10 protein-coding genes and 1 tRNA gene are annotated in these 12,010 nt (G+C 60.9%); 7 read left to right on the top strand and 4 right to left on the bottom strand.

The window, feature by feature from the left end:
- Nucleotides 1-241: 241 nt before the first annotated feature.
- The 4 genes from D6Z24_RS07060 to D6Z24_RS07045 all read right to left on the bottom strand — a co-directional run bounded on the left by D6Z24_RS07060 (nucleotide 242) and on the right by D6Z24_RS07045 (nucleotide 3,032).
- Entirely contained in the window at nucleotides 242-1,360 is a 1,119-nt protein-coding gene (locus tag D6Z24_RS07060) for a TIGR03118 family protein (protein ID WP_129125860.1), read from the bottom strand.
- A 351-nt stretch (nucleotides 1,361-1,711) separates the two neighbouring features.
- Nucleotides 1,712-1,786: transfer RNA gene (locus D6Z24_RS07055), tRNA-Cys, on the bottom strand.
- Nucleotides 1,787-1,846: 60 nt separating this feature from the next.
- A complete protein-coding gene (gene pgsA, locus D6Z24_RS07050; protein ID WP_129125859.1) occupies nucleotides 1,847-2,437 on the bottom strand; it encodes a CDP-diacylglycerol--glycerol-3-phosphate 3-phosphatidyltransferase in 591 nt (196 codons plus the stop codon).
- Nucleotides 2,438-2,456: 19 nt separating this feature from the next.
- Nucleotides 2,457-3,032, bottom strand: coding sequence for a lytic transglycosylase domain-containing protein (locus D6Z24_RS07045; RefSeq protein ID WP_246014609.1), 576 nt, complete (start codon nucleotides 3,030-3,032; stop codon nucleotides 2,457-2,459).
- 381 nt (nucleotides 3,033-3,413) lie between these two features.
- Here D6Z24_RS07045 and nadB point away from each other — a divergent pair, with 381 nt between their 5' ends.
- The 7 genes from nadB (at nucleotide 3,414) to D6Z24_RS07010 (ending at nucleotide 11,999) form a co-directional block, all read left to right on the top strand.
- Nucleotides 3,414-5,009: an L-aspartate oxidase gene (gene nadB / locus D6Z24_RS07040; protein WP_129125857.1), complete on the top strand. Its 1,596-nt coding sequence runs from the start codon at nucleotides 3,414-3,416 to the stop codon at nucleotides 5,007-5,009.
- Between the two features lie 7 nt (nucleotides 5,010-5,016).
- Entirely contained in the window at nucleotides 5,017-5,292 is a 276-nt protein-coding gene (locus tag D6Z24_RS07035) for a chorismate mutase (RefSeq protein WP_129125856.1), read from the top strand.
- A gap of 14 nt (nucleotides 5,293-5,306) precedes the next feature.
- Nucleotides 5,307-5,516 carry a hypothetical protein gene (locus tag D6Z24_RS07030; protein ID WP_129125855.1) on the top strand — a complete coding sequence of 70 codons (210 nt, stop codon included), beginning with the start codon at nucleotides 5,307-5,309 and terminating at the stop codon, nucleotides 5,514-5,516.
- Nucleotides 5,516-8,200, top strand: a complete 2,685-nt coding sequence (gene glnD / locus D6Z24_RS07025; RefSeq protein WP_129125854.1) for a [protein-PII] uridylyltransferase — start codon at nucleotides 5,516-5,518, stop codon at nucleotides 8,198-8,200. Before D6Z24_RS07030 ends, glnD begins: the two co-directional genes overlap by 1 nt.
- Nucleotides 8,200-9,078 (top strand): site-specific tyrosine recombinase XerD, encoded by an 879-nt coding sequence (gene xerD / locus D6Z24_RS07020; RefSeq protein ID WP_129125853.1) that lies wholly within the window; start codon nucleotides 8,200-8,202, stop codon nucleotides 9,076-9,078. Before glnD ends, xerD begins: the two co-directional genes overlap by 1 nt.
- A gap of 156 nt (nucleotides 9,079-9,234) precedes the next feature.
- Nucleotides 9,235-10,434 (top strand): cofactor-independent phosphoglycerate mutase, encoded by a 1,200-nt coding sequence (locus D6Z24_RS07015; RefSeq protein ID WP_129125852.1) that lies wholly within the window; start codon nucleotides 9,235-9,237, stop codon nucleotides 10,432-10,434.
- Between the two features lie 260 nt (nucleotides 10,435-10,694).
- Nucleotides 10,695-11,999, top strand: coding sequence for an aminotransferase class I/II-fold pyridoxal phosphate-dependent enzyme (locus D6Z24_RS07010; RefSeq protein WP_129125851.1), 1,305 nt, complete (start codon nucleotides 10,695-10,697; stop codon nucleotides 11,997-11,999).
- Nucleotides 12,000-12,010 lie beyond the last annotated feature (11 nt).

Here is a 12,010-nt window from a genome sequence, read left to right as displayed (position 1 = left end):
ATTCGGCTGTAGTTACGAAGAGGGTGCTCGGAAGAGGGAGGGGACGTCGAAAAAAAAGAAGACCCCCCTGGGAGGTAGTTCAGGGGGGCCAGGTGAAGCAACAACGAGGTGATAATGTGAATACCATAGAGGTTTTACTTTGTAAAGACGAAATAATTAGTTTTTCTGAATTTAATGCATCGGCTTTCTCTATCTCTCGCCTTTGAGGTGTTGCTCCGGAGGCTTGCTTTCCGGCCCCGCATCAGCGTGGGGTCAGGGTGCCGAAGAGTCCGTCGTTTTCGTCGTTCAGACCCGCAGCGAAAAACAGGGTGTTGGCCGGTCCGGCATTGCCGCCGTTGCCGAAGCCTATGCCCCACAGCCCGTTGATGACGATCGGTGCGTTGTCCGCGTCCCGCACCAGGCCCTTGAATGCTCCCGTCGCCGGATCGAAAGCGGCGATCTGGCCGCTGCCGAAGTTCCCGACGAGGATCATGTTGCTGAACTTGCCGAAATTCGCCGGTGCCTGCGCCATGCCCCAGGGGGAGTTGAGCCAGGTCCCGCTTTGCAGACTCGTCACGTAGCTTCCGTCCGGATTGAAAACCTCGACGAAGCCATGCCCCTGTCCGGGGACGTCATCCAGCAGCGTATCTGGGTTCAAAAGCGCGTAGCTCACGTAGAGTTTGCCTCCGATGTTGGCGATGTTGAAAGGGGAGTAACCGGCAGGAGGCGCGATGTGCGGTGCGGGTACCATAAACGGCGTGCCCGGCAGGGTGACCGGGGTGAAGGTGGAGTCGAAGACGTCGATGGTCCCGGCGCGAAAGTTGGCGACGTAGAGGTAGTTGACGGTACCGGTGGTGGCTAGGGTCGCTCCCTTGTAGACGGCCCCGGTTCCCGTCGCGAAAGTCGGATTGTCGACCTTGAGTGTCGCGTCGGTTCCCGTGTTCCAGGCCGAGATGGTACCGTCCTCGGTGACGAAGATGAAGCGTGCCGCCGAGGTGTTCACTCCGGGCGTCACGTCGAATCCCGAGTAGTTGTTGAACACAACGCCGGTAGGAGTCGCGGCGGTGGCCGTGCCGGGAGCTGACGGCAGCGGAATGGTCACCGTGATCGGCGTAGCGGTGGGGAACGGTTGCCCCGAGCCGTTGTAGACCGTGGAAACCCCGGTGCCGTTGTCGCTTACCCACCAGCCGCTCGTGGACGAACGGGCGATCCCCCAGGAGTTGACCAGGTTGGCGTCGGTGGTGGCCGCGAGCCCCGGTATGTTGGATATCAGGTTGGTCTGGCGATACGTCGTCGATGCATGCTCGTCATCGTCGCCGCAAGCCGCGAGCGACATGGACACCAGCAAAGCCGCAACTGCAAACAGGAACCTTCTGCACATGTGACGCCTCCTTTTCTCGTTGGTGAACTTCGCTTATCCCGCTTCGTTCCGCCTGGCTCACCCCCTTTCCGCACCGGCCTTGTTGGTGGTTTTTTGCGAAGACAGGGAAATATAACAAAAATAACGAGAGATGCATTAAGGCGGGGCTGTTGTCGGGGAGGGGCGCTGGAGCTGGAGCAACGAGGGGCGTTGGCTGGAGTGCCGACTGTTTCCGTGGCGGAAGGGATGAACGAGATCGGCCGAAGCTTCGTTGCGGTGTGAACGCGGTAAGTAGGAAAGGATTCACTACGGCACGAATTGCAGCAATGAAAAAAGGGCCTACGACCTGAGATCGTAAGCCCTTTTCTTTATTGGAGGCGGCAATCGGATTTGAACCGATGAATGAAGGATTTGCAGTCCTTTGCCTTACCACTTGGCCATGCCGCCGTGTACATCGAAGGAACCCGTATATAACCCGATTCCCTCTTCGGTGTCAATGGGAAATTTTTATTTGGCTATCACCCGAACGAATTTGTACAGGTAATCCACACCGCTCCAGATGGTTATCACGGTTGCGATCCAGAGATAGAACATGCCGACGTTGTGCATGTTCACAACGAGCAGCGGATGATCGATGCCGAAGAACCAGTGATAGTCATAGTGCAGCAACAGGCCGATGATGGCAACCAGTTGAAAGATGGTTTTGAACTTCCCGAGGTTGCTCGCTGCGATCACGATCCCCTCGGTGGAGGCGATGCCGCGCAGCCCCGTGATGATCATCTCGCGCCCGAGGATCACGAGCACCATCCACGCGGGAACCCGGTCGAAGGGGAGGATCATGATGAGCGCGGCCATGACGATCAGCTTGTCGGCGATCGGGTCGAGGAACTTGCCGAACACGGTGACGATGCCCATCTTCCTGGCGAGGTAGCCGTCCAGCCAGTCGGTCACCGAGGCGGCGGCAAAGAGGGCCGCGGCCCAGAAACCGCTCTCCCGCTCCGGCGAAAGCAGCAGGACGCACAGAAGCGGAATGGCAGCGATGCGCACCATGGTGAGGATGTTCGGGAGGTTCATGATCTGTGCTGAGGTAGAGGGCATGCTCTTGTCTGCCTTTGCGCTATCGGTAGTTGTTGCGGTAACTGAGCACCTTCGCCACGTAGGTCTGGGTCTCGGGATAGGGGGGGATGCCGCCGTACTTCGCCACGTTGTTGAGGCCGCAGTTGTAGGCGGCGACGGCCAGCGATTCGTTCCCCTTGAAGGTGTCCAGAAGGAACCTGAGATAGCGCACCCCGCCGCGGATGTTGTCCTGCGGGTTGAAGGAATCGGCCACCTTGAGCCCCTGGGCGGTCTTCGGCATGAGCTGCATCAGCCCCTGGGCTCCCTTGGAGGATACCGCGGTGGGGTTGTAGCCGCTCTCGGCGTGGATCACCGCCTTGATGAGCGAGCTGTCTACGCCGTACTCGCGCGAGCAGGAGTTGATGATCGGCTCGAACTCGGCCGGATTCCTTGCATATCCGGGGAGTTTGAACGCCGTGCGCAGCTTCTTGTCCTTCTTGATGTCCCGCATGAAGATCTTGAAGCGCTTGTCGGTCGGGGCGTCGGTGAAGTGGACGGTGCCGTCGGGAGCCTCGTACTTGTATATGTCGGCGCGGACCGGCGCCGAGATGGCGAGCAACAGGGCTGCCGTCGTCATGGCGGCCGTCACTGCAATGCGGTGCGACAAATGGAGCATGTGCTTCCTTTTTTAATGGGAAAGAAAATTATGCCACCGAAATATATAGACTAATAAGCATGATAATTCAAGGTCTAATCTAACCTTAGAGACGCATAACCTGTCAAAAGTCTTGACAAAAATCTTGGGGGGATCAATAATTTGCGGGTTTTCCAGAACCGGTTCATGCGAAGAACGCAAGGTATCCGCGACGCACCCGAAGCGATCTCCTTTGAGGGCACGAGGCCCAACGTTGCCGCCCAGCCCCCCTAAAGCTTTTCCTTTACGTACTCGCGACTGCTGCACGGCTTCGTTTCATACTTCGGGCCCGATGTGGGCCCAATCCAGCTTATGGGGGGAGTAATGAAAGAGAAAACTGATTTTCTTGTGATCGGCAGCGGCATCGCGGGGCTTTCCTTCGCGCTGCAGGCGGCCGCTCACGGCAGGGTCGCCCTGGTCACCAAGAAGGACATTTCCGAATCCGCCACCAACTACGCCCAGGGGGGCATCGCCACCGTATCCTCCGAGGAGGACACCTTCGACGCACACGTGCAGGACACGTTGGTCGCGGGCGCCGGTGTCTGTCATGAGGACGTGGTGCGCCTGGTGGTCGAGGAAGGGCCCCAGGTGATCCGCAACCTGATCGACTGGGGGGTGCAGTTCACCAAAAGCGGCGACGCCTACGACCTGACCCGCGAGGGCGGCCACAGCGCGCGGCGCATCCTGCACGCCGAGGACATCACCGGCCGCGAGATCGAGCGCGCCCTGGTGCAGGCTGTTTTGAAGCACGACAACATCACCATCTACGAGGACCACATCGCTATCGATCTCGTCACCGAGGCGAAGGTGCTCAAGAAGAACCTCGAGGAAAACCGCTGCCTGGGCGCTCACGTGCTGGACAGAAAGAGCGGCGAGGTTAGGACCTTCACGGCGCGCATCACGCTTCTTGCCTCGGGCGGCGCGGGCAAGGTCTACCTCTACACCTGCAACCCCGACGTCGCCACCGGCGACGGCGTCGCCATGGCCTACCGCGCCGGGGCGACCATCTCCAACATGGAATTCATGCAGTTCCATCCGACCACGCTTTACCATCCGAACGCCCGTTCCTTCCTCATCTCCGAGGCGGTGCGCGGCGAGGGTGCCATCCTCAAGCGCCGTGACGGCACCGCCTTCATGGAGAAGTACCACCACCTGAAAGACCTCGCGCCGCGCGACATCGTGGCCCGCGCCATCGACAACGAGATGAAGACCTACGGCGACGACTGCGTCTACCTCGACATCACGCACCGCGGCGCCGAGTACATCACCTCGCGTTTCCCCAACATCTACCAGACCTGCCTCGAGTACGGCATCGACATGACCAAGGATATGATCCCGGTCGTCCCGGCGGCTCATTACCTCTGCGGCGGCGTCGCGGTGGACAAGAACGCCGAGACCGACATAAAGCACCTCTACGCCATCGGCGAGGTCGCCTTCACCGGCCTGCACGGCGGCAACCGTCTGGCGAGCAACTCGCTTCTCGAGGCCGCCGTCTACGCGGGGCGCGCCTACAAGCACGCGGTACAGGTCCTTAAAGACGGCGAGTTCAGCTTCCCCCAGATCCCCGAGTGGGATGCCGGTACCGCGACCAACTCGGACGAGATGGTGGTGGTTTCCCAGAACTGGGACGAGATCCGTCGCTTCATGTGGAATTACGTCGGCATCGTCAGAAGCGACAAGCGCCTTGCGCGCGCCATGCGCCGCATCGAACTCATCCAGGACGAGATCGAGGAGTACTACTGGAACTTCATCGTCACCTCCGATCTCATCGAGCTTAGGAACATCGCCACCGTGGCCCAGTTGATCGTCGCCTGCGCGCAGATGAGGAAGGAGTCGCGCGGCCTGAACTACAACATCGACTATCCCGGTGTCGACGACGTGAACTGGAAACGCGACACCTACATCAAGAAGAAGTTCTGAGGCCGCCATGACCATAGACGACATCAGGGACCGTATCGACCGACTGGACAGCGAACTGTTGCGCATCTTCAACGAGCGCGCCTCACTTGCCCTGCAGATAGGGGAGATCAAGAAGGGGCTCGATCTGCCGGTCTACGACCCCGCCAGGGAGAAGCGGATCTTCTCCCGCATGACGGCGGAGAACGACGGCCCCCTGGACGACCAGGCCATCGTGCGCCTCTTCGAGAGGGTGATCGACGAGTCGCGTCGCCTGGAAAGGATCATGACCCGGGGCGAACACTAAAGGGAGGTTTGCAGGTGCTGATCGTAATGCGCAAAACGGCCGACGAAAGGGCCCAGGAAGAGATCAAGTCGTACCTCATCGAACGCGGTTTCGACATCCACCAGTCCACCGGAGCAAACCGGGTCATCATAGGCGTCATCGGCGACACCCAGAATATCCCCGAGGCGGATATCGAGGCGTTTCCAGGCGTCCTCCAAGTGGTCCGCATCGCCAAGGAAGAGTGATGCGCCTCAACATAAACGCATACCTCTCGGAGTCGATGAAGGGAGACGGCAAGAGCTTCGAGGAGAAGCGCGGCGCCTACCTTGCGGCAGCGCGCGAGTTCTTGGAGCATTTCCGGGAGGAGTCCAAGCGTTCGCACCGGGAGGGTGAGGACGGCATTTCCGTGGTGCAGTCGATAACGGCGATGACCGACGCCCTGGTGACGCGGCTTTTCACCGCGCTCTCGGACGACCTGCAGATGCACAAAAGCGGTCAGTTGGCCCTGGTCGCCGTCGGGGGGTACGGCCGGCGCGAACTGAACCCGTACTCCGATCTCGACCTCCTCTTTCTCTACAGCGGCAAGGAGTCCAAGGTGGTCGAGGAGGCGGCGAACCGCCTGCTTTACTTCCTGTGGGACCTGCGCCTGGACGTCGGCTACTCGGTGCGCACCATCACCGACTGTGTCGAGATGGCGAACAACGACATCACGGTGAAGACGGCGCTTCTCGACGCGCGCCTTCTCACCGGCAGCGAGCACCTCTTCGGCGAGCTGAAGAAGATGATGGTGACCCAGGTGCTCGCCAAAAGAAGCGACGCCTTCATCGGCGAGAAGCTTGAGGAGTTGAGGAAGCGGCGCGAGAAGTACGGCTCGAGCGTCTACATCCTGGAACCCAACATCAAGGAGGGTGAGGGGTGCCTGCGCGACCTGCACACCGCGATGTGGGTCGCCAAGATCAAGTACAAGGTGGACGAGCCGCGCGAGCTGGTGATGAAGGGTGTCCTCTCCGAAGAGGAGATCGGCATGTACTACAGCTCGCTCTCCTATCTCTGGCGCATCAGAAACGAGCTTCATTACCTGGCCGGCCGCAAGAACGACCAGTTGACCTTCGAGGCGCAGACCTCGATCGCGCGCTTTTTCGGCTACGAGGACAAGGGGAAGACCCTCGCCGTAGAGCAGTTCATGCAGGACTTCTACCTCCACGCGAACCGCGTCGAACACTTCAGCTCGCTTCTCATCACCAAGTGCAGTCAGCGCGACGATTCCACCCGGAAGATACTCGGCTACTTCACGCGCCGGCCGGTCGGCGACGGCTTCTACGTCATGAAGGGGGAACTCGTGGTCCCCGACGAGAGCGTGATCGCCAAGGACCCGGTCCGCCTCATCAAGATCTTCGAGCACGCCCAGAAGCAGGGGGTGGCACTCGGACTCGCCACGAAGACCCTGATCAGGAACAACCTCGACCTCGTCAACGACAAGTTCCGCCGCTCCAAAGAGGTAAACGCCTCTTTCATCAACATCCTGCAGTCCGAGAAGAAGGTCTACGACACCCTGCAGCAGATGCACCACCTGGGCTTTTTAAACCGCTTCATCCCGGAGTTCGAGCGCATCTACTGCAAGGTGCAGCACGACGTCTACCACATCTATACGGTCGACACCCACACCCTGTTCGCCGTCGAGGAGATCGCGAAGCTGTGGCGCGGCGAGCACAAGGACACCCTGCCGCTTCTGACCCAGCTCGCCATGGAGATCGACAAGCGCTGGCTTTTGCTCCTGGCCGTCCTGTTCCACGACATCGGGAAAGGGGGAGGGGGAGGACACGCTGAGATCGGTGCCGAACTCACGAAGACCATCGCCCGGCGCATGGGGCTCATCAAGGAAGATTCGGAACGGCTGCAGTTCCTGGTGCGTCAGCATCTCCTTTTGGCCCACATCGCCCAGCGCCGCGACCTGCACGACGAGCGCATGATCATCCAGTTCGCGCGCCAGATGGAAAAGAGCGAGAACTTAAAGATGCTCTACCTCCTCACCTACGCCGACATTAAGGCCGTGGGGCCCGAGGTCTGGACCGAGTGGAAGGCGCTTTTGCTGCAGGAACTCTACGAGAAGGCGTTCACGGTGCTGGAGCGCGGGGACTTCAAGCTGGAGGCGTCCGGGGAACGCGTGCGCCGCGTCAAGAGGACCATATTCGATCTTCTTGCCGACGACTATCCGGGACAGCTCATCAAGGACGAGCTGCAGGCGCTCTCCACGCGGCACCTGCTTTCCTACACCCCCGAGCTCATCGCCGGGCATGTGCGCATCCTGCTGGAGATGCCCAAGAAGCAGCTGGTGCTCAAGCTGTCGCACGAGGTGGAGAAGGGATTCACCAACTGCACGGTCTGCACTTACGACGTCCCCGGCCTTTTCTCGATGATCACCGGCGTGATGGCCGCCAACGGCATGAACATCCTCGGCGCGCAGATCCACACCAACACGAACGAGAAGGTGCTGGACATCCTGCAGGTCAACTCGCCGCAGGGGTTCGTGATCACCGAGGAGAACCGCTGGGCACGCTTCGAGTCCGATCTGCGGCAGGTGCTGGAAGGGAAGGTCCGGGTCGGGCAGCTTGTGGCTAAACGGCATCGCCCGAGCATCCTCACCGAGAAGGCGAAGCCGACCATGCCGGCGCGCGTGGAGATCGACAACGAGGTCTCCTCCGATTACACGGTCATCGACATCTACGCCCACGACAAAGTGGGGCTTTTGTACAGCATCACCAGTACGCTGACGCGCCTGGGGCTTTACATCGGCGTCTCCAAGATCTCCACCAAGGTGGACCAGGTCGCCGACGTCTTCTACGTGAAGGACATCTTCGGCCACAAGATCTCGGACCCGGCGAAGCTCGAGGAGATCCGCAAGGAGCTCCTGGAGGCGGTTGACGGCTAGTGGACCGCTACCTGGACCTCTTCCTGCACTACCTCCTGGTGGAGAAGGGGGCGGCGGCGAACACGGTGGCGGCGTACAGCCGCGACCTCACGCGGTACCTCTCCCACCTGGGCAACCGGGAACCCGGCGACATCCGCCCAAGCGACGTGACCGGGTACCTCACGAGGCTCAAAGGGGAGGGGATCGCGCCGCGAAGCCGGGCGAGGGCCCTTTCGGCGCTCAGGATGCTGCACCGCTTCCTGGTCCGCGAAGGTTACTGCGAGACGAACCCGACCGCCATCATCGAGGCTCCCAAGGGGGTGAAGAAGCTCCCGGCGGTTCTGAGCGCCCGCGAGGTGGAGGCGCTCCTCGCCGCCCCCCTGGACACCGGCGCCATCGAACTGCGCGACAAGGCGATGCTTGAGCTTCTCTATGCTACCGGGCTCAGGGTTTCCGAACTGGTGGGGTTGAAGGCGAGCGACGTCAACATCTCCGCCGGCTACCTGATGACGGTTGGAAAAGGGGACAAGGAGCGTCTGGTGCCGATGGGGGAGAGCGCATGCCGGCATGTGCGCGAGTACCTAGGCCAGGCGCGCCAGGAGCTATTGAAACAGAAGAGTTCGCCCCTTCTTTTCATAAGCCGTCTGGGCGAGGGGATGACCCGGCAGGCCTTCTGGAACATCATCAAGAAGAGGGCGCTCCAGGCCGGGGTGCGAAGTGCGATCTCGCCGCACACCCTGCGGCACTCCTTCGCCACGCACCTTTTGGAGAACGGTGCCGATCTGAGGAGCGTGCAGATCATGCTCGGTCACGCCGACCTCTCCAGCACCCAGATCTACACCCACGTGACGCGGGAAAGGCTCAAGAGGCTGCACGAGAAGATCCATCCCAGGGGATGAGGCGAAACCCGGAACACAGAGGTCGCAGAGGTACACAGAGGGCACGGAGGAGTAAAGGGAGTAACTTCCCGTTGTCCACCAGATCCATAAGGTCCACCATGTCCACAAAGTCCGTCTTTGGCTGAAAAAATAAAAACGATAAAAAGGGTAACTGCTATGAAGTACGTGGTATTGCTTGGCGACGGGATGTCGGATCACCCGGTCGGTGCACTGGAAGGAAAAACGCCGCTGCAGGCGGCAAAGACCCCCAACATGGATTTCATGGCCAAAAGGGGAACGCTCGGGCTCGCGCAGACCGTGCCTGAAGGGTATCCCCCCGGCTCCGACGTGGCCAACCTCGCCATGTTCGGCTACAACCCGGTCGACTGCTACACCGGCCGCTCCCCTCTCGAGGCGGCGAGCATGGGGGTATCCCTCGGGCCGGACGACGTCGCCTTCCGTCTCAACCTGGTGCACCTGGAGCCGCGCGGCGGGAAGCTGATCATGGAGGATTACTCCGCCGGGCACATCTCCACCGCGGACGGCCGCGAGCTGGTGGAGGAGCTGCAGCGCCATCTGGGCAGCGAGGAGTTCTCCTTCCACCCCGGCGTCAGCTACCGTCACCTCATGGTGTGGCACGGCGGCAAGACGCAGATCAAGATGACCCCGCCGCACGACATCTCGGGCCAGGACATCACCGGCTACATGCCGGTGGGAGAGGGGAGCGACCGCCTCATCTACCTGATGAACGCAGCGCAGATGGTCTTCCACAACCACCCGCAGTACAAGCGCCGCGCCGAGAAGGGTGAGACTCCCGCCAACTCGATCTGGCTCTGGGGGCACGGCAAGGCGCCCGCCATGGACAAGTTCACCACCCGCTTCGGCCTCTCCGGCGCGGTGATCTCGGCCGTCGACCTCATCAAGGGGATCGGCGTCTACGCAGGCCTCGACATCATCAACGTCCCCGGGGCGACCGGCTACCTGGACACCAACTTCGACGGCAAGGCCCAGGCCGCGGTCGAGGCGCTCAAGGAGCGCGATTTCGTGTTCGTGCACGTCGAGGCGCCCGACGAGGCGTCGCACTCCGGCAAGCTCGCGGACAAGATCAAGGCGATCGAACTCTTCGACGAGAAGATCGTCGGCCCGGTACTGGAAGGTGTGAAGCAGTACGGCGCGTACCGCATCCTCTGCGCTCCAGACCATCCCACGCCGGTAGCTCTCATGACCCACACCGGTGAGGCGGTTCCCTTCGTGATCTATGCCGGTGAAGAACAGGAGAAAGCAGGCGTTGCAGGGTACGACGAGGTATCCGCCTCCGCGACCGGCGTCAAGGTCGACCCCGGCTATAAGCTGATGGAGATGTTGCTGAACCGGTAAACGGCGAGCTCTACTCCCCACCCCTTCGAGGAGATAGCGATGTCACTCCTCCCCCCGGAGGGGGGAGGTTGGGAGGGGGGAGCCTGTGCAAGACGCTTCGCGCCCCCTCCCTGCCCCTCCCCCTCCGGGGGAGGGGATCCTGTTACTCACATTAAGCGTTGACAACCGCCCGGCGTCGGGTTTTAATGGCGAGTCTATGACCGCCCCGACCCGCGGTCATGCCCCCGGGCGATATCACATTAAGCTTCAGGAGGAATTTGATGAATCCATTAGCCGCGGAGTTAAACGAGTCTCTGGCCCAGCACAGCCCCCACGTACTGGAGATGCTGTCCGATCTCGGCAAGAACCTCTTCTTCCCCAAGGGAATCCTTACCCAGTCGGCTGAAGCCAAGGAAAAAGCCCACAAGTTCAATGCCACCATCGGCATCGCCACCGAGAACGGCGGCCCGATGTACCTCTCCTGCATCCAGGACAAGCTGACCTCCTTCGATCCGAAGGACATCTTCCCGTACGCTCCGCCGGCAGGCAAACCCGAGCTCCGCGCGCTTTGGCGCGAGAAGATGCTGCGCGAGAACCCGAGCCAGGTCGGCAAGCATTTCAGCAACCCGATCGTCACCAACGCGCTCACCCATGGTCTCTCCATCGTCGCCGACATGTTCGTCGACAAGGGTGACCACCTGATCCTTCCGGACATGCTCTGGGGCAACTACAACCTGACCTTCGGCACCTGCTCCGGCGCCATCGTCAAGAAGTACCCGACCTTCACCGCGGCGGGCGGCTACGACGTCGACGCCTTCAAGGCCGTCCTGAAAAACTCGGCCGAGGAGAAGGGGAAGGTGATCGTGCTCCTGAACTTCCCGAACAACCCGAGCGGCTACACCCCGACCGTCGCCGAGGGCGACGCTCTCGTCGCCGCCATCAAGGAAGTCGCCGAGGCCGGCTGCAACGTGGTCGCCATCACCGACGACGCCTACTTCGGCCTCTTCTACGAGGACAGCCTGAAGGAGTCGCTCTTCGGCAAGCTGGCCAACCTCCACCCGCGCATCCTCGCGGTTAAGCTCGACGGCGCCACCAAGGAAGAGTTCGTATGGGGCTTCCGCACCGGTTTCGTCACCTTCGCCGACGGCAATGACTATGAGAACGCACCGGTGATGAACGCCCTCGAGAAGAAGGCGATGGGTATCATCCGTGCCCGCATCTCGAACTGCCCGCATCCGTCCCAGACCTTCGTCATCGAGGCGCTGCGTTCCCCGGACTTCCTCAAGCAGAAAGAGGAGAAGTTCCAGATCATGAAAGGGCGTGCGCTCAAGACCAAGGAAGTGCTCAACAGCGGCAAGTACGACAGCGCCTGGGATTACTACCCGTTCAACTCCGGCTATTTCATGTGTCTGAAGCTGAAGCACGTGGACTCCGAGAAGCTGCGCGTGCACCTGCTCGAGAAGTACGGCGTCGGCGCCATCTCCACCACCAAGACCGACCTCCGTATCGCCTTCTCCTGCATCGCCGAGGAGGACATCCCGGAACTGTTCGACATCATCTACAAAGGTGCACAGGACCTGGCTTAAAACCTAACTGA

The sequence above is a fragment of the Geomonas oryzae genome (assembly GCF_004117875.1).
Lineage (GTDB): Bacteria > Desulfobacterota > Desulfuromonadia > Geobacterales > Geobacteraceae > Geomonas > Geomonas oryzae.
The sequence above is the reverse complement of the archived record's forward strand: the minus strand, read 5'-3'. Positions and strand labels throughout refer to the sequence as shown.

Coding starts and splice junctions, on each gene's coding strand:
- D6Z24_RS07060 (WP_129125860.1), bottom strand. CDS start 1,360: ATGTGCAGAAGGTTCCTGTTTGCAGTTGCGGCTTTGCTGGTGTCCATG.
- pgsA (WP_129125859.1), bottom strand. CDS start 2,437: ATGCCCTCTACCTCAGCACAGATCATGAACCTCCCGAACATCCTCACC.
- D6Z24_RS07045 (WP_246014609.1), bottom strand. CDS start 3,032: ATGACGACGGCAGCCCTGTTGCTCGCCATCTCGGCGCCGGTCCGCGCC.
- nadB (WP_129125857.1), top strand. CDS start 3,414: ATGAAAGAGAAAACTGATTTTCTTGTGATCGGCAGCGGCATCGCGGGG.
- D6Z24_RS07035 (WP_129125856.1), top strand. CDS start 5,017: ATGACCATAGACGACATCAGGGACCGTATCGACCGACTGGACAGCGAA.
- glnD (WP_129125854.1), top strand. CDS start 5,516: ATGCGCCTCAACATAAACGCATACCTCTCGGAGTCGATGAAGGGAGAC.
- D6Z24_RS07015 (WP_129125852.1), top strand. CDS start 9,235: ATGAAGTACGTGGTATTGCTTGGCGACGGGATGTCGGATCACCCGGTC.
- D6Z24_RS07010 (WP_129125851.1), top strand. CDS start 10,695: ATGAATCCATTAGCCGCGGAGTTAAACGAGTCTCTGGCCCAGCACAGC.